The following is a 17,359-nucleotide window of genomic DNA, read 5'->3' as shown; positions in this document are numbered from 1 at the left end:
GCGGAATCAGCCGCTGAGTCCGTGCTGGCCGGCGAACTTGGCTGCCAGCTGGGGAGCCGAGACGACCGAGACACCGTCGAAGCGGGTCAGGACCCGTCCGTCGGGCGCCGTCGCGGTGACCGTGAGGGAGGCACTCGACCCGTTTCCGGCGGCCGCGGGCTCGACGACGATCAGGAAGGGCTCGCCGTCGGGCAGCGGGTGGTGCAGATCGGCCCGGCCCACCGAGAGGGGCAGTCCGGCGGTGCCGCGGAACAGCTTCACCCAGACCAGAGCCGCCTGGAGGAGCAGGTCGGCCGTGCCCGGCGCGTAGCGGGAGCCGCCGAAGGCGCCTCCGTCGGGCCGGTGTTCGGCCAGCGAGGCCTCCAGGACCAGCCGGGACTCCGTCTCGGCCAGCACCCGGCGCACACCGCGCAGGGACGGGCCGTGGAAGAGCGTGCCGTCCGTGTAGAACTCCGCTGCGTCCCGGCCGGTGCCCGGCGCCGGAAGTCCGGCGACGACGGCCTCGGCGGGCGTGGCGTCCGTGGCGATCGCGAGCCCGTAGTGGGGCCGTACGGCGCCCTGGGCGTCGGTCGAGCGGATGGCCGCCTTCAGGACGTCCCCGCCCGGCGTCAGCGTCAGGCTGATCTCCTGCGGCTGGCTGCCGTCGAAGACGATGCCCTTCTGGACCGTGAAGTCGCGCACCTGGCGCACCTCGGTACCGGTGGTGCGCTCGACCGCGCCGATCGCCCAGCCGATGGCGGCCGCGGCCGGCAGCACCGCCGACTCGCCGATCACGTGGTCCGTCACCAGCGGGTCGCCCGCCAGGGCGGCCAGGGAACGCCGCACGGTGACCGGCGCGTCGCTGGAGGTCCGCTCCGGCTCCGACAGCGGGGTCGTCGGGCCGAGCACGGTGACGACGTCGTCCGAACGGTCGGCGGCGAACTGCTCCGCGAACAGCTTGGCCCCGGTGTCCACCGGGATCAGGACGATGCCGCGCTCCTCGAAGATGGCCTTGACCTGCGGGGAGACCATCCCGCTGTCCCAGGCACCCCAGTTGAGGGAGGTGACGTGCGCGGCGGGGTGGCTCTGCTTCCACGAGGACGCCCAGGCGTTGAGCACCTCGTTGGCCATCGCGTAGTCCGACTGGCCCTGGTTGCCGAAGAATCCGGCGACCGAGGAGAAGAGCACGACGTGGCGCAGGGCCTCGGCGGGCAGCGCGGCGGTCACCGCGCGCAGTCCGGCGAGCTTGGGCGCGAAGACCCGCTCGATCTCGGACGCCTTCTTGTTGGCGATGAACTGGTCGGCCAGCACACCGGCACCGTGCACCAGACCGGTGATGCGCTCCCGGTACGGGGCCAGGGCGGCCGCGGTGGCGGCCGTGTCGGTGATGTCCGCCGCCAGGTACTCGACCTGGCTGCCGGCGGCGCGCACCTGCTCGAGGGTGCCGCGGATCTCGCGGGCCCCCACCACGGACTGGCTGAGCTGCTCGACCCGCTTGGGGGTGGGCTTCTCACCCGTGGCCTTCAGGTGCACGGCGGCCGCGCCCTTCAGGGCCGCGTCCTGGATGCCGCGCGCCCACTCGGGCTCCTCGCCCAGCGGCGTACGGCCCAGGAGCAGCAGTCCCGTCCGGTACTGCTGGGCCAGCTCGATGACACAGGCCGCCGTGATGCCGCGGCCGCCACCGGTGACCACCAGCAGGTCGTCGGAGGTGAGCTGCGCGACCTCGGCGCCCGAAGCCGTCAGCGGCTGCTCGGCGAGGGTGAGGCCGACGCGCTGCGTGCCGTCGTGGCCGACCTGCACGATGTCGGTGGCGGCGTCGTACGCCTCGTCGAGGACGAGGGCCGCGGCGCTCTGGGCGTCGAGCCCGGGGGCCAGGTCGACCGCGCGGCAGAACACTGCCGGCGCCTCCACGGCCAGGGTCTTGACCAGACCGGCGACACCACCGGCGGGGGTCAGCTCCTCGGCGACTCCGCCGAGGCCGAAGCGGCCGTCGAGCCGGGTGGCGGTGAGGAACGTGGCGCGGCCGGTGGTGGCGGCGGTGCCCAGCGGCTCCACCGCGTGCTTGGCGACGAGCAGGGTGTGCGCCAGGCGGCGGACGCCCTCGGACCAGTCGCCGTAGTGCGCCGTGGAGAGGTCGATGACGAGGCCGACCCGGTCGGCCAGGATCTCGTCCGCCCGCTCGGCGAGTTCGGTCACGCCCCAGCTGGAGAGGGCGTGGTTCGTGACGCCGGTGATCCGCTCGGCCACACCGGGGAGGCGCAGCACGTGCACGCGCCAGCCGGAGGCGGTGAGGCGGCCGACGAGGGCCGGAGCCAGCTCGGAGCCGTCGTCGACGACGAGTGCGCCCGTACCCTGCGCGTACGCGTCGACCAGCAGGTCGGGCGTGGCGAGGGTGACCAGGGCCGCCTGCGCCCGGCCGATGCCGGCCTTCGGCTTGACCGCCGCGGGGGCGGCGGTGGCCTGCGCCACGGGTGCCGCGGGCTCGGAGGCGCCGGCGATGAGCTCGATGATGTCGCGCAGGGTGCGCAGTTCGGCGAGCTGCTCGGGGCCTGCGGTGACGGTGGCGTTGGCGCGCTCTTGCAGGACGCCCATGATTTCGACGCGCTTGATGGAGTCGATGCCGAGGTCGGCTTCGATGTCCATGTCGAGTTCGAGCATGTCGGCGGGGTAGCCGGTCTTCTCGCTGACGACCTCCAGCAGGACGGCCTGGACGCTTGCGGCGTCCGGACCGGCCGCGGGAGCGGCGACGGGAGCGGCGGCAGCAGCGGGAGCGGCGGGGGCGGAATCGCCGCCGGCGCCGGCGATGAGCTCGATGATGTCGCGCAGGGTGCGCAGTTCCGCGAGCTGCTCGGGGCCTGCGGTGACGGTGGCGTTGGCGCGTTCCTGGAGGACGCCCATGATTTCGACGCGCTTGATGGAGTCGATGCCGAGGTCGGCTTCGATGTCCATGTCGAGTTCGAGCATGTCGGCGGGGTAGCCGGTCTTCTCGCTGACGACCTCCAGGAGCACGGCCTGGACGCTTGCGGCGTCCGGACCGGCCGCGGGGGCGGCGACGGGGGCGGTGGCGGCGGCAGTGGCGGGAGCCGTGCTCGCACCGGAACCGGCGATGATCTCGACGATGTCGCGCAGGGTGCGCAGTTCCGCCAGCTGCTCCGGGCCTGCCGAAACGGTGGCGTTGGCGCGCTCCTGGAGGACGCCCATGATTTCGACGCGCTTGATGGAGTCGATGCCGAGGTCGGCTTCGATGTCCATGTCGAGTTCGAGCATGTCGGCCGGGTAGCCGGTCTTCTCGCTGACGACCTCCAGCAGGACGGCCTGGACGCTTGCGGCGTCCGGACCGGCCGCGGGAGCCGCGGCGGGAGCGGCGACAGCGACGGCGACGGAGCCCGCACCGGCGTCGGCGCCGGCCAGGATCTCGACGATGTCGCGCAGGGTGCGCAGTTCCGCCAGCTGCTCCGGGCCTGCCGAAACGGTGGCGTTGGCGCGCTCCTGGAGGACGCCCATGATCTCGACGCGCTTGATGGAGTCGATGCCGAGGTCGGCTTCGATGTCCATGTCGAGCTCGAGCATGTCGGCCGGGTAGCCGGTCTTTTCGCTCACGACCTCCAGCAGCACCGCTTCCACAGCCGCACCGGAGGGGGCTGCGGGGGCGGCGGGTGCCACCGGCTGCGGCGCCGGGGCCGCGGGGGCCGGGGCCGGAGCCGCGGGAGCCGGTGCGGGAGCCGGGGCCGGTGCCAGGGCGGTCGGCGCCTGGGCGGCGGCCGGGGCCGCGACCGAAGCCGACACCAGGACCGGGGCGGGCGCGGGGGCCGGCGCCGGGGCGAGGGCCTGCGGAGCCGGAGCGGCCGGAGCCGCCTGCAGCGCGGCAGGGGCCCGCACGGGGGCCACCGCCCGGCGCGGAGCCGAGGTGGTCTGCCGGGACAGCGTGGTCCGCTGGGCGGGGGCCGCGGCGGAACCCAGTTCCAGACCCGCCAGGTCCCGCAGGATCTCGTTGGCCCGCAGGTGGCTGCGGCCGATGTCCAGGCCGTGCTCCTTGACGGCGTTGACCGCGTCGAGCACCTCGGGCAGCTGCCCCTGGTCGGCGGCGCGCTCCAGCAGGCCGGCGAGACGCTCGGCGCTCTGCAACTGGCCGCTCAGGTAGTCGTCGTGCAGGGAAAGGTGGTCGGCCACAAGATCGGCCAGGCGGTCATTGTCCACGTGGGCTGTCTCCATGACGGCGGGAGCTGGGACGGGGGCTGGGACGGGAGCCGCCGAAGCCGCGACGGGGGCCGGGGCCGGAGCGGTCTTGACGGCGAGTGCCGTCCCGGCCGCGACGGGCGCGGAGACCCGGGCCACCGCCGCCACCGGAACCGGAGACGGCTTGGGAGCGGCCGGAGCCACGGGCGCGGGAGCGGCCGGAGCCACCGGGGCGGGTGCGGCGGACGGAACCGGCCTCGCGGCGGCGGGCGCCGGCAGGGTCGGCAGGGCGATGCGGTACCCGTTCTCCAGGGCGTTGTCGTACGCGGCCTTGCGCTCGGGGGACACGTAGTTGATGCCGTTGAGCAGGATCGACATGCCCTTCTTCGCGGGCGCCGCCTCCTCCTCGGCCACCGCGTAGCGGTCCGTGGAGGCCAGCTGCAGACCGAGCACCGAGAGCTGGGCCACGCCCTGCTTCAGCGCGGCGTCCGCGTCCTTGCCCGGACCGGCGTCCAGGGCGACCACGGTGTGCTCCCGGTCGCCGAGGATCCGGCGCACGAGCTTGGTCAGCACGTCCTTGGGGCCGAACTCCACGAAGGTCCGGAACCCGGCCGCGTACATCTCCTCCACGCGGGCGGCGAAGTCCACCGGGTTGATGAGCTGCTCGGTGAGGATCTTGCGGTTGGCGGCGACGTCTTCCCCGTACACCGCACCACGGGTGTTGGCGAAGACCGGACCGGTGGGCCGGCGCACCTCGACCGCGTCCACGCTGCCGCGGAACGCCTCGACCGCGTGGCCGACGAACGGGGTGTGGAACGCGGCGGACACCGGAAGGAGACTGGCCCGCAGGCCCGCGTCCTTGGCCGCCGTGATCAGCAGCTCCACCTCGGCGGTGGCGCCTCCGACCACGATCTGGTCCGGGGCGTTGCGGTTGCAGACGACGACCCCGTCGCGGGCGGCGAGCAGCTCGGCCACCCGCTCCTCCGGGGCGGATATCGCGGCCATCGAACCGGCCTCGAAGCCCTCCTCGGCCGGCGGCGCCATCGCGTTGCCGCGGGCCCGGGCGAGGGCGAAGAACGCGTCGTCGTCGAGCGAGCCGGCCGCCCACAGGGCCGTCAGCTCACCGAAGCTGTGGCCGAGGAAGCCCTCGGCGGCGAAGCCGAGGTCGGACAGGTAGCGGAACTGACCCGCCGACAGCGCGCCGATGGCGGGCTGGGCGTACGCGGTCGCCCGCAGCGCCGTGTCCTGCGCCGTCCGGCCGGCCTGGTCGAACGCCGGGGGCGGGAAGGCGATCGCGGAGAGCGCCTGGACGCCCTCGAAGTGCTGGTTGGCGCGGTCGAAGGCGGAGCGCAGCGCCGGTACCGCCATGACGGCCGACTTGCCGGGGTCGACGTACTGGCTGCCCTGGCCGGAGAAGAGCGCCGCGACCTTGCCGGGCGCTGCCGCGCGGCGGCGGAAGTAGATGCCCTTGGGGTGCGACCAGGCGTCCTCGGAGGGGCGGGCGCGCAGCTGGCCGAGCGCGATCTCGCGCAGCGCCGCCAGCTCCTCACCGCCGCGGGCGACGAGCGCGACGCGGGCACTGCCCTCGGGGGCGGGGCCGCCGGTCGCGGGCGCACCCTCGGCCAGGGCCTCGGTCAGCGCGGCGGTGTCCTGCGCGTGCCACAGGTGGACCTTGGCGACCGTGTGGGTGACCTGCACGTCGTCACCGTCACCGTGCTCTTCCAGGACGAAGTGGAAGTTGGTGCCGCCGAAGCCGAACGAGGAGATGGCGGCCCGGCGCTTGGGCCGCTCCGGGTGGCGGATCCACGGCCGCGCCTCGGAGTTGACGTACAGCGGGCCGGCGCCGGGCGCCAGAGCCGCGTTGGGCGTCTCCACGTTGATGGTGGGCGGCAGCACCTTGTGGTGCAGCGCGAGCGCCAGCTTGATCATGCCGGCCGCGCCGGCCGCGGCCTTGGTGTGGCCGATCTGCGACTTCACGCTGCCGACGGCCGCGTAGCCGAGGTCGTCGGAGGCCTCGGAGACGACGGCGGTGAGCGCGGTGATCTCGGTGGCGTCGCCGACGGCGGTGCCGGTGCCGTGGGCCTCGAAGAGCTCGATGCTCGAGGGCGAGCAGTCGGCGTCCTCGTACGCGCGGCGCAGGGCGACCATCTGGCCTTCGGCGCGCGGAGCGTAGATGGACTTGAAGCGGCCGTCGCTGGAGGTGCCCAGGCCGCGCAGCACCGCGTAGATGCGGTTGCCGTCGCGCTCGGCGTCCGAGAGGCGGCGCAGGGCGAGCATGCCGATGCCCTCGCCGATCAGCGTGCCGTCGGCGCCCTTGTCGAACGGCCGGATGTTGCCGGACTTGGACAGCGCCGGGGTCTTGCTGAAGCAGAGGTACATGAAGATGGTGTTCTCGGCGTCGCAGCCGCCCACCAGCATCGTGTCGGAACGGCCCTCGAGCAGCTCGCTGACGGCCGTGCGGATCGCGCCCAGGGAGCTGGCGCAGGCGGCGTCGACGGTCATGTTCATGCCGCCGAGGTCGAGCCGGTTGGCCACGCGGCCGGCGACGACGTTGCCGAGCATGCCCGGGAAGGAGTTCTCCTCCCACGGCGCGTACTTGAGGACGAACTTGGCGGCTATCTCCTCGGCGTCCTTCTCGGAGAGCCCGCAGCTGCGGACGACCTCCTTGATGACCGGGGTCTGCAGGCGCGCGGTCAGCGGCTGGGTCAGCTGGTTGGCGCCGGTGATGCCGAGGACCACGCCCGTGCGGGAGGCGTCGTACCAGGGCTTGTCGGCGCCGGCGTCCTTGAGCAGGTCGCGCGCGACGACGAGGCTGAGGAGCTGGAGGACGTCGGTGACCTCCAGGGTGTTCGGGGGCAGGCCGAACTCCAGGGGGTTGAACGGCACGTCCGGAATGAACCCGCCGCGCGTGGAGTACGTCTTGTCGGGCACCGACGGGTCCGGGTCGTAGTGCTCGGACACGTCCCAGTGGGTGTCCGGCACGTCCTCGATGCAGTCGGCCGCCGAGACCACGTTGGCCCAGAAATCACGGAGGTTGGGCGACTTGGGGTACAGCGCGGAGAGACCGACGATGGCGATCGGGCTGTTGGCGAGCCGGCGGTCAAGGTGGCTGTCAGACGGTGGCTTGACGGGCTGCGGAGTGTTCACGACAGAGCTCTCAGGGTCTCGGGGCGATCGGCACTGTGTGCCGGGATCCGCCGGTCATCGTGGAGAAGGGGCCTGCCAGGAGCGGGCTTATGTGGCGTGCACCAGCTGTGCGATTACGGCGGCTGCGTCCGGGCGGCTGAGCATGGTGTAGTGGTCGCCGGGGCTCCGGTGGGTGGTGAGCCCCAGGGGTGCCAGCGGCTCCCAGCCGAGCGTGGGGTCGTCCGGGATGAGGCTGCCCTCGGCCGTGACCAGGACCAGCGGCACGCTTGACGGTGCGGCCTGGTACGGGGCGGTCAGGCGGTTGTTGCGCAGCAGGCCGTCCACGTAGGTGTCGTAGAGCTTGCGCAGCCCGAAGATGGGGGTGTCCGCCTTCAGGGCCCCGCTCGTGACGGCGGCTTCCAGGACGACCGGTAGGCCGTCCTCGATGCTCGCCCCGGCGAGCCGCTCCGCGTCCGGGGTCACCGGAGCGCCGCGCTTCGCCCCGAGGTACAGCGCGAACCATCCGAGGAGCAGGGTGGGGTCCAGCTCGTCGTCGGACGGCTTGTACACGTCGGTCGGTGCGATGCTGTCCAGCAGGACGAGCCTGCGCGGGCGCCGGTCGGCCGGGAGCTGCTCGACCAGCGACTGGGCGATGACTCCGCCGAAGGACCAGCCGGCGAGGGAGTACGGGTGCTCGTCGAGGGCGGCCGTCAGCTCCGTGGCGAGCCGCCCGGCGAGTTCCTCGACCGTGGTGGCGGCGTGGCCGCCGGTCAGTGCCGCCTGCCAGTACTCGGGGAGGGCGGACAGGTCGAGCACGGTGAGTCCCGCGCCGTCGGGCAGCGCTTCGGCGAGGGACTGGTGCACGGCGGCGTCCAGCGCCCCGGGGTGCACCACGTACACCGTGCCCGCGTCGCCGGTGGCGACGCGAAGACGGCGTACGACCTGTGGAGTCCGGTCAGGACGCAGCCGCATGCTGTTCCTTGGCTCGGGTCGCGGACTCCTCCGCGATGAAGGCGGCGAGGTCCTTGATGGTCGGGTGGTACCACAGGGTGGTGGTGCCGAGTTCGAATCCGAGCCAGTTCTCCATTTCTCCGGCGAGAATCAGAGCCTCGGTGGAGTCGAGATCGAGCTCGTCGAAATACAGCTCCGGTGATACTTCGCTCTGCTCCACGCCGAGCTTGTGGGCGATCTTCTCGATAAGCCACTGCTGGGCTTCTGGCGCCGTCACAACGAGCACGTTGATCCTCCCTATTCCTGAATCCGGAGAGCCCGGTTCAGTGTGTCCAGATGGGCGAGGGCTCGGAAGCAGCGGCCATGCGCTTCCTTGCGCGGGCCCGATGCGGTCAGGAGAACGGAGAAACGGAGAATCGCACTTAATTCACTGGAGTGAAATTGCAAGGATGTCGCAAACCCCATCGGCGCGAAATCCGAATAAGGATTTCCCCTGCACCCTGCCTACGCCCTTATTCAGCACACTAGGCCGGTTGTGAAGGGCGTTGCAACCCAAAGCGGGCCCTCCTGGGGATATGCGTTGCGATCTCGAGAGGGTGTTGAGTTCTCGTCAAGCGGCAACTCGCCCGAACCGAGCCGAACCGGACTATTCGAACGGGCGTGCCGGATACGACGAAAGCACCCACCCGGGACCCGGGAGGGTGCTTTCGCGTCATTCGGGACCGTGCGGCGGTCGGTCCTTACCAGGCCTGGGGCAGGAGCTCCGGCTTGTTGCCCAGTTTCAGCAGGAGCAGGGCCAGGTTCGTGCCCTGGGCACCGAGGGCCGAGCGGTACTTGTTCAGCATCTCGGTCTCCTGCACGAGCTGGGTCCGGGGCAGGCCCACGCGGCTCTTGGCCTGCTGGAGCTCCGTCACGAGTTCCGTGCGGCGCCGGACCAGGTCGATGATGGTGGCGTCCAGCTCCACCACCTGATGGTCCTGGCGGGTGATGTCCTGGGTGGCTACGGGGGACATGGGCGTTCTCCCATCTGTGAGTCGGTCGGTCGGTGGGTCGGTCAGTCGGTGGGTCGGTCGGTGGGTCAGTCAGTGGGTCGGTGGGCGAGCGCGGCGTCGAGCAGGTCGGCGAGGATGGCCGTGGCGTTCTGGGTCAGCACCGACGCCGGGTGGAACTGGGCCGAGGCGAATCCCGGGCCCCTCAGGGCGTGCACCTCGCCCGTGAGGTCGTCGCGGCAGGTCTCCACCGTGCCGGGGCGGACCGGGCAGGGGAACGCGGCGGTCTGCGAGCGGGCGGCGAACGTGTTGTAGAAACCGACCAGTTCGGGCCGGCCGAAGAAGTCGATCTTCTGTTGGACGCCCTGGTTGGGGACCGGGCGGCGGTGCACCTCGAGGCCGAGGACCGTGCTCAGCACCTGGTGGCCCAGGCACACCGACACGAACGGGGTACCGCTGCGCAGCAGGGTCTCCGTGGCCGACCGCATCGCGGCGATCTTGGGGTGGCCCGATTCGCGCGGGTCGCCGGGACCCGGCCCCACGATGACCAGGTCGTGGGCGGTCAGGTCCGACACCTCGTCGTAGCGGCGGATCGACACCCGCAGGCCCAGCGCGGTCAGCTGGTGCTGCGCCATCGCGGTGAAGGTGTCCTCCGCGTCCAGCACGAGGACCCGCAGGCCCTCCAGGTGGCGCCGGGGCTCGGCCCGCGAGCGCGGGTCGAGCAGCCAGAACTGGCCGAGCGGGGCGTTGCGCGACTCCAGGGCCCGGCGGACCTCCGGATGGCCGGCGAAGGACGGGGCCGCCGCGGCCGGCTGCGGCGCGCCGTCCAGCGCCGACAGCAGTCCCGCCGCCTTCGCCCGGGTCTCCGCGACCTCGGACTCCGGCGAGGAGTCCCGTACGAGCGTGGCGCCCACCGACAGCCGCAGTCCGCCCGAGCGGTCCACGTCCGCGGTACGGATCATGATCGCGGAGTCCAGGGTGCGCTCGCCGGCCGCGTCCCGGCCGATCAGCGCGGCGACGCCGCTGTAGTACCCGCGGCCCTCGGGCTCGTACCGCTTGACCACCTTGCAGGCGCTCTCCAGCGGGCTGCCCACCACGGTCGGCGCGAACATCGTCTCGCGCAGTACGTCCACGACGTCCAGATCGGTCGTGCCCTCGATCAGGTACTCCGTGTGGGCCAGGCGGGACATCTCCTTCAGGTACGGGCCCACCACCCGCCCGCCCTCGGAGCAGACCCGGCCCATCATCTTCAGTTCCTCGTCGAGGACCATGTACAGCTCGTCGGCCTCCTTCGGGTCGGCGAGGAAGTCGAGCAGCCCGGTGACGGTGGGGCCCGACGGGGGATAGCGGTACGTGCCGCTGATCGGGTTCATGACCGCGGCGCCGCCCGAGAGGCTGACGTGGCGCTCCGGCGTGGCGCCGATCAGCGTGCGGTCGCCCAGGTGCACGACGAAGGTCCAGTACGCGGACGGCTCGCCCAGCAGCATCCTGCGGAAGAAGGACAGCGCGGTGGCGGCGCTCCAGTTCTCGACGGTGGCCGTGTACGAACGCTGCAGGACGAAGTTGGCGCCCTCGCCCCGGCCGATCTCCTCGGCCAGCACCCGGGCCGCCCGCGCCGCGTACTGCTCGTCGTCGATGTCGAACGTGCCGCCCGTGGTGGTCAGCGGCAGCGCGGGAAGGCGCCGCAGCACCTCCTCCAGGGGCACCACCGCCTGGTCGTGGATCTCCAGGGCGACCAGCGGCGTACCGTCGTCGGGGAACTCGAAGCCGCGCTCGCGGATCTGCCGGTACGGCAGCAGGGCCAGCAGCTCGTGCTGCGAGCGGGCGCCGGCCGCCGGGAGCGGCAGGCCGTCCAGCCCCGCGGCGTCCGGGACCTCGGTGGCCTCGCCGACGAGCAGGTCGACCCGGTCGCGGCCGGACTCCGGGCGGTGGATCAGCGCGAAGTGCGGTGCGCCGGCCGCCAGCACCCGGCTCAGCAGCGGGCTCTCGTACCCGGTCAACGGACCGGCTCCGGCTTGGGCGCGGCCGCCAGCTGCGTCAGCACGTCCCGCGTGGTCACGGCCATGCCGCAGCGGGTGGCCACGTAGTCCACCGTCATCCGGTGGAACTCCGGAGAGAAGTCGGCCACCGCGTCGGCCACCACGAAGGTCTGGATGTCGTGGGCGAACGCCTCGTTTGCGGTGGTCAGGATCCCTATGTGGGCGTAGACCCCGCAGACGATCAGCTGGTCGCGCCCGTCGGCGCGCAGCCGCTCCAGCAGGTCCGTACGGAAGAACGCGCTGGGTCGCCACTTGGTCAGTACGGTGTCCTGGCCGGCCGGGGCCAGGGCGGCGGTGATGGCCCGGTCGGCGGGGGCCACCGTCATGCCGGGCCCCCAGAAGTCCTTCAGTAGACCGCGGTCGGCCTCGGTCATGTCGCCGGGCTGCGCCGTGTAGGCGACCGGGATGCCCAGCTCGGCACAACCGTCGCGCAGCGCCGCGCTGTTGGCCATCAGGCCGGTCAGCGGCTCCTGGCCGGAGCCGAACGGCTGCAGGAAGAATTCCTGCATGTCGTGGATGAGCAGCATGGCCCGTCGGGGGTCGAGGTCCCACCGTGCGGTGTTCACGGGCAGGGAACCGCCGGAGGGCATGGAATACGGTGCGATCGCCGGGATGCCCATGACGATCTCCTTTCTGGGTCGGGACGGCGGGGGTTTCGGACGGCGGGGGGTTCGGGCGGCGCGGTTCCGACGGCGGATTTCCGGCGGCGGGGTCTCAGACGCCGAGGGTCGCGCCGCCGTCGACCACGAGGTCGTGCATCGTGATGTGCCGGGCGCGGTCGGAGAGCAGGAAGAGCACAGCGTCGGCGATGTCCTCGGGCCGGGCGATGCGCCGCAGCGGGATGCCGGTGCGGAAGTTCTCCGGGAGGCCCTCGATCGAGCTGCGGGCGACCTCGGCCGGGTCGTACATCCCGCTGAGCATGGGGGTGTCGGTCGAGCCGGGCGCCACCGTGTTGCAGCGGATCCCGTACCGGGCCAGCTCCAGCCCCAGGCATTTGGTGAGCATGGTCGCCGCGGCCTTGGACGCCGCGTACGCCGCCATGTTCATCCGCGGGGTGCCCGCCGCGTTGGAGGCCACCGTGACGACCGAGCCGCTGCCGCGGGCCGCCATGCGGCGGCCGACCGTGCGGGAGAGCCGGAAGACACCGGTGGCGTTGACCGCGAAGGTGGTCTCCCAGTCCTCGTCGGAGAGGTCGAGCACCGCCCCCATCCGCAGCACCCCGGCGCAGTTGACCAGTTCGTCCACGGGGCCGAATACGGCCTCGATGCGGTCCACTGCCGCGGTGACCCCCTCGGGCGAGGTGACGTCCGCGGGGACGGGGAGGACCCGGTGGCCTTCCGCGGCCAGGCGCTTGACCAGCGGCTCCAGCGCCGCGGCGTCGCGGTCCAGCAGGGCCACCGCGCGGCCCTGCTCGGCCAGGGCCGTGGCCACCGCCGCGCCGATCCCGCCGGCCGCACCGCTGACCAGGGCGGTCTTGTGCGCGTACTCGCTCATATCGTCCCTCCTCGGCGCCGGGAGGCCCCGAGCACACCCGCGACGACCTCGCCGGATATGCCCAGCGTCCGCGTCGAGAAGGAGGCCAGGGCGTCCAGGTAGTCGGTGCACAGCTGTTCCTCGTCGAGGTGGACGCTGCGCCCGTCCTCGATCAGGACCCGGCCCGCCACGATCACGGTCTCCACGTCCGTGGACCCGCCGAGGTTCAAGAAACCCTCCAGCGGCCGCGGATTGAGCAGGTAGCGCCAGTCGTCGACCGGCACCAGCACCATGTCGGCCTGCTGACCGGCGGCCAGGGAGCCGATCCCGTCCCACCGCAGCCCGCGGGCCGCGATCCGGGTGGCCATGGCCAGCGCGTCGGTCGGGAGCAGCGCCGTGTTGTCGGCGAACAGCTCCGTGTGCGACTGCCAGGCGGCGCGCATCGCCTCCGGCATCCCGCCGATCGGCAGGGAACCGCCGTCCGTGGACAGCGATACGTCGAGCCCCGCCCGGCGCAGCTCCGGGATGGCCCGGGTCTCGGTGACCGTGGACTCGCCCGTGGGCCCGTACTTGGCGGGGGAGTGGCTGATGTGGGCCTTCGCGGCCAGCAGCAGGGAGCGCTCGTGCTCGTCCAGGAAGGCGCAGTGCACCGCCATCAGCCGGTCCGTCAGCAGGCCGAGTTCCGCGAGCCGGCGCACCGGAGTGGTGCCGTAGTACGCCCGTACGACGTCCACCTCGTCGCGCAGCGCGCCGACATGGGTGGCGAACGGGACGTCGTAGGCCAGGGCCAGTTTGCCCAGACCCTCGCCGAGCTCGTCGCTGACATTGGTGATGTAGGAGGCGCTCACCTGGGCCCGTACCAGTCCCGAGGTGTCCCGCGCGCAGTCGGCGAGCAGGCCCTCCAGCCGGGCCAGTACGGCGTCGGTGTCGCGGGTGCGGCGGTAGCGGCTCTCGCCGGGGGCGCAGACCGAGTCCCCCGTCCAGTAGCTGACGGAGGCCCGGATGCCGATCCGGCGGGCGGCGGCGGCGAGCGCCTCCGGGCGGTTGAAGGAGCCGACGTCGCCGAGCGCGGTGGTCCCCGAACGCAGCTGCGTCCACAGGGAGTAGGCGGCCACGGCCTCGGCCTCGTCGGGGGTCAGGCCGTCGGAGAGGTTCTGGAAGTTGTCGAAGAGCATGGAGATCTTCCGGGCGTCGCCGCCCCGCGCCATGATGCCGGGCTCGTCGGTGACGTCCCGCGGGTCGCGCAGCGCCCCCTTGAACGGCAGCCGCATGGCGAACATCTCGTGCCAGTGGGCGTTGACGAAGCCGGGCAGCACCATGTGGCGGCTGCCGTCGATCGTCCGCAGCCCCTCCCGGATCGCGGCGGGCAGCGCCTCGGCCGCGGCGTCCACCTCGGCGGTGGTGCCCACGGCGGCGACGGTGTCCCCCACGACCAGGACCGAGCCGACGGGCAGCATCCGGCCGTCGTGGTCGGCGTCGGCGGTGTAGACGCAGCCGCCGCGGACCAGGAGCGCCGGGGGCCGGGCGGGCAGGTGTCCGGGCAGGTCGCCCGGGAGTGCGGCATTCATCTGAGCCTCGTCACGAGCTCGTCCGCCGGGAGGATGCCGAGCAGGTGCTGCGTCCAGTCCTCCAGGGTGGGCTTCGCCGCCAGTTCCATGACCTCGGCCCGGATCCCCGCCTTGCGCAGGTGGCCGACGATCCGCATGATCTCCAGCGAACCGAGGTCGCGCTGGACCAGATTGGTCTGCGGCAGCAGGGTCTCGGGGTCGACCTTCATGTACCGGGCGGTGATCTTCCCCAGGACCTGGGTCACCGCTTCGGCCGACTGGACTGTCATCAGAGCTCTCCTAGCGTCAGGGGCAGGGGGGCCGGCGCCGGTCGGCACCGTCGTCGTGATCGGCGGGTACGGGGGGCGGTCAGCCCACGGTGACGAGGCCCGCGGCCAGCACCTTCTTGTCGACCTTGCCGAGCCCGGTGAGCGGGAAGGCGTCGACGAGTTCGAGCCGGTCCGGGAGCTTGTACTCGGCCAGGCCCCGGATCTGGAGCGCCTCCTTGAGGTCGCGCAGGCTCGGCGGCTGCCCGTCGGCGACGACGAAGGCGCAGATGCGCTCGCCGAGGTACTCGTCCGGCACCCCGATCACAGCCGCGCGGGCGACCGCCGGATGCGTGAGGAGGTGCCCCTCGACCTCGCCGGCCGAGACCTTGTCGCCGCCCCGCACGATGACGTCCTTGATCCGGCCCTCGATGACCAGGCGCCCTTCGGCGGTCAGCCGTGCCAGATCGCCGGTGCGGTAGAACCCGTCGGCGGTGAAGGCGACCTTGTTGTGCTCCTCGGCCCGGTAGTAGCCGTGGAGCGTGTACGGGCCGCGGGTGTGCAGCTCGCCGGTGGCGCCCAGCGGGAGTTCCGCCCCGTCCTCGCCGACGATCCGCACCTCGTCCCCCGGCGAGATCGGCCGGCCCTGGGTGGCGACCACGGCCTCCAGCGGGTCGTCGGCGCGGGTGAAGGAGATCAGCCCCTCCGCCATGCCGAAGACCTGCTGCAGCCGCACCCCCAGGCCCGGACCGACCCGTGCCGCGAGCTCCGGCGACAGCGGGGCGCCGCCGATCTGGACCGTGCGCAGGGTGCTCAGGTCGTGGTCCGACCATTCCGCGGTCTCCAGCCACAGCTGGGCCACGGTCGGGACGAGCGAGGTGAAGGTGACGCCCTCCTCCTCGATCAGCCGGAAGCAGTCGTCGGCCGTGGGGCCCTCGGCGAGGACCACGGTGCCGCCCGCCCGCAGGGTGCCGATCACTCCGGGGCAGCCCCAGGTGAAGTTGAACTCGACGGGGAGGGCCGCCAGGTAGACGTCCTGGTCGGTGAGGCCGTTGACCTGGGCGGCGGTCCGCGTCTGGTACGCGTAGTCGTTGTGGGTACGGGGGATCAGCTTGGGCAGTGCGGTCGTACCGCCCGACAGCAGGAAGAACGCCACATCGGAGGCTTCCGGCTCCGGGAGCTCCACCGGATCGGCGTCCACCGCCGCCAGCGGTGTGGCGTCGACGCCCTGCGGCACCTCGCCGAGGACGAACAGCCGGTTCAGGGAAGGCAGTTCCTCGCGCAGTGCCAGCGCCGCCGTCAGGTGGTCGAACCCGCGGTGTTGGGCTGGCAAGACATACGCGGCGGCGCCCGAGATCTCGCACAGGTGGCGGATCTCGCTGGCGCGGTGCGAGGTCAGTGAGAACACCGGCACCGCGCCGAGCCGGAAGAGGGCGAAGCAGACCGCCGGGAACTCGACGGAGTTGGGCAGCTGTACGACCACGCGGTCGCCCGGTGCGATGCCGTGCTGCAGGAAGCCGGCGGCCAGCCGGTCGACCCGGGCGTCCAGGTCGCGGTAGGAGAGGCGGGTGGCGCCCTGCACCAGGGCGGTCTTGCCGTCGTGGCGCCGCGCCCACGAACGCAGCAGGGCCGAGAGGTTCTCGCCCAGCCAGTAGCCGTTCGCGCGGTAGGCCGCGGCGATCCGCGCATCGGGCGGAGTGCAGCCGTCGAGCATGGTTGTCAGGTCTCCTTCTGCTTCTGCTTCTGCTTCGCTTGCGGGATGGTGCGGGCCCGGAGCGGGCCTAGTCGGGCATCGGCGCGGTGATCTCGATGACCGCGCAGGTCACCTCGGCGCCCGGGGCGGCGCCGATGAGCATCACGTGGTCCCCGGTGGTCAGCTGGCCGGTCGTGAGCAGGTACTCGAGCCCGGCGAACGGGTCGACGGCGCCGGCGTGGCCGGTGCGGCGGGTGAACTCCCACACGCCGCGGTCCCCGTCGATGTCCAGCGGGTCCAGGAAGGTGTCGTCCAGCGGCCCCTTGGAGAACCCGATGTGGACGACGCGCCGGACCTGGTCCATGGCCACGCCCGCTTCCTCGAGGGTGCGCTCCGCGACGTCCGCGACCAGCTCCCCCAGGTTCCCCATCGGGGGCAGCACGCCCTTGGCCCACTGGTCCCGCCAGTACTGGCGGCGGGCCTCCAGGTTGAGGGGCTGCCCCAGGGTCACCGGCGGCGGGAAGAGCACCTCGCCGCCCCGGTTGAACTCCTCCATCTCCGGGTTCGAGAGCGATCCGGCGGCCAGCACCCGGGCGAAGCCCCCGTCCGAGGAGACGACCGCCGCGGCGGCCCCGTCGGCCAGCAGGAACAGGCCGGACGCCCGCCAGCGGTCGACCATCGGCGTACCGAAGTTGTCGGCGGCCGTGATCAGCACCGCGGGCCGTGACGGGTCGGCGATGAGCCGGTGGGCGGCCAGCTCCAGCGCGGCCAGCATCCCGAGGCAGCCCTGGCGGACCTCGATCGCCGGGATCGGCCGGTCCAGGGTCTTGCGCAGGATGTAGTGCTGGGCGGACCAGCCGTCCGGACCCTGGAAGTGCGCGCTGCTGTGCAGCAGGGCGGCGAACTCCTCGGGCCGCCGGCCGGAGCGGCGCACGGCCGCCTCCGCCGCCGTGACGGCCATGTCCGGCGCCGCGACGTTCCCGGCGACGGCGACCGACTCGATGCCGGACGCCTCTCGGACGGCCGGGTCCAGAAGACCCTCCTTGACCGCCTGATCGGTGTCGACGACCTCCGGCAGCCAGCTGGCGATGCCCGCGAGGTACAGGTTTTCGAACCGCAT

General features: G+C 72.5%; 11 protein-coding genes. All 11 read right to left on the bottom strand.

Annotation, left to right across the window (positions count from 1 at the left end):
- Positions 1 to 6 precede the first annotated feature (6 nt).
- The 11 genes from OG490_RS38855 to OG490_RS38805 all read right to left on the bottom strand — a co-directional run bounded on the left by OG490_RS38855 (position 7) and on the right by OG490_RS38805 (position 17,359).
- On the bottom strand, positions 7 to 7,302 hold the full coding sequence (locus OG490_RS38855) for an SDR family NAD(P)-dependent oxidoreductase (protein WP_330301466.1): 7,296 nt from the start codon (positions 7,300 to 7,302) through the stop codon (positions 7 to 9).
- Between the two features lie 87 nt (positions 7,303 to 7,389).
- Positions 7,390 to 8,253 carry a thioesterase domain-containing protein gene (locus OG490_RS38850; RefSeq protein WP_330301465.1) on the bottom strand — a complete coding sequence of 288 codons (864 nt, stop codon included), beginning with the start codon at positions 8,251 to 8,253 and terminating at the stop codon, positions 7,390 to 7,392.
- Complete coding sequence (locus tag OG490_RS38845) at positions 8,237 to 8,518, bottom strand: acyl carrier protein (RefSeq protein WP_330301464.1); 282 nt, start codon at positions 8,516 to 8,518, stop codon at positions 8,237 to 8,239. The genes OG490_RS38850 and OG490_RS38845 overlap by 17 nt, the downstream gene beginning before the upstream one ends.
- 454 nt (positions 8,519 to 8,972) lie before the next feature.
- Positions 8,973 to 9,245 carry a chorismate mutase gene (locus tag OG490_RS38840; protein ID WP_330301463.1) on the bottom strand — a complete coding sequence of 91 codons (273 nt, stop codon included), beginning with the start codon at positions 9,243 to 9,245 and terminating at the stop codon, positions 8,973 to 8,975.
- A gap of 65 nt (positions 9,246 to 9,310) precedes the next feature.
- On the bottom strand, positions 9,311 to 11,221 hold the full coding sequence (locus OG490_RS38835) for an anthranilate synthase family protein (protein WP_330301462.1): 1,911 nt from the start codon (positions 11,219 to 11,221) through the stop codon (positions 9,311 to 9,313).
- Positions 11,218 to 11,880 carry an isochorismatase family protein gene (locus OG490_RS38830; protein WP_330301461.1) on the bottom strand — a complete coding sequence of 221 codons (663 nt, stop codon included), beginning with the start codon at positions 11,878 to 11,880 and terminating at the stop codon, positions 11,218 to 11,220. The genes OG490_RS38835 and OG490_RS38830 overlap by 4 nt, the downstream gene beginning before the upstream one ends.
- Before the next feature lie 94 nt (positions 11,881 to 11,974).
- Entirely contained in the window at positions 11,975 to 12,754 is a 780-nt protein-coding gene (locus tag OG490_RS38825) for a 2,3-dihydro-2,3-dihydroxybenzoate dehydrogenase (RefSeq protein WP_330301460.1), read from the bottom strand.
- On the bottom strand, positions 12,751 to 14,301 hold the full coding sequence (locus tag OG490_RS38820) for an amidohydrolase family protein (RefSeq protein ID WP_330301459.1): 1,551 nt from the start codon (positions 14,299 to 14,301) through the stop codon (positions 12,751 to 12,753). Before OG490_RS38820 ends, OG490_RS38825 begins: the two co-directional genes overlap by 4 nt.
- On the bottom strand, positions 14,298 to 14,570 hold the full coding sequence (locus OG490_RS38815) for a phosphopantetheine-binding protein (RefSeq protein WP_330301458.1): 273 nt from the start codon (positions 14,568 to 14,570) through the stop codon (positions 14,298 to 14,300). Before OG490_RS38815 ends, OG490_RS38820 begins: the two co-directional genes overlap by 4 nt.
- Before the next feature lie 79 nt (positions 14,571 to 14,649).
- Positions 14,650 to 16,260 carry a (2,3-dihydroxybenzoyl)adenylate synthase gene (locus OG490_RS38810; protein WP_330301457.1) on the bottom strand — a complete coding sequence of 537 codons (1,611 nt, stop codon included), beginning with the start codon at positions 16,258 to 16,260 and terminating at the stop codon, positions 14,650 to 14,652.
- A 67-nt stretch (positions 16,261 to 16,327) separates the two neighbouring features.
- Positions 16,328 to 17,359 carry a ketoacyl-ACP synthase III family protein gene (locus OG490_RS38805; protein ID WP_330301456.1) on the bottom strand — a complete coding sequence of 344 codons (1,032 nt, stop codon included), beginning with the start codon at positions 17,357 to 17,359 and terminating at the stop codon, positions 16,328 to 16,330.

The sequence above is a fragment of the Streptomyces sp. NBC_00503 genome (genome assembly GCF_036346895.1).
GTDB lineage: Bacteria > Actinomycetota > Actinomycetes > Streptomycetales > Streptomycetaceae > Streptomyces.
The sequence above is the reverse complement of the archived record's forward strand: the minus strand, read 5'-3'. Positions and strand labels throughout refer to the sequence as shown.

Bases quoted from the DNA above. Each gene is read 5' to 3' on its own strand.
- OG490_RS38850 (WP_330301465.1), bottom strand. From the start codon at position 8,253: ATGCGGCTGCGTCCTGACCGGACTCCACAGGTCGTACGCCGTCTTCGC.
- OG490_RS38840 (WP_330301463.1), bottom strand. From the start codon at position 9,245: ATGTCCCCCGTAGCCACCCAGGACATCACCCGCCAGGACCATCAGGTG.
- OG490_RS38830 (WP_330301461.1), bottom strand. From the start codon at position 11,880: ATGGGCATCCCGGCGATCGCACCGTATTCCATGCCCTCCGGCGGTTCC.
- OG490_RS38825 (WP_330301460.1), bottom strand. From the start codon at position 12,754: ATGAGCGAGTACGCGCACAAGACCGCCCTGGTCAGCGGTGCGGCCGGC.
- OG490_RS38820 (WP_330301459.1), bottom strand. From the start codon at position 14,301: ATGAATGCCGCACTCCCGGGCGACCTGCCCGGACACCTGCCCGCCCGG.
- OG490_RS38815 (WP_330301458.1), bottom strand. From the start codon at position 14,570: ATGACAGTCCAGTCGGCCGAAGCGGTGACCCAGGTCCTGGGGAAGATC.
- OG490_RS38810 (WP_330301457.1), bottom strand. From the start codon at position 16,260: ATGCTCGACGGCTGCACTCCGCCCGATGCGCGGATCGCCGCGGCCTAC.
- OG490_RS38805 (WP_330301456.1), bottom strand. From the start codon at position 17,359: ATGCGGTTCGAAAACCTGTACCTCGCGGGCATCGCCAGCTGGCTGCCG.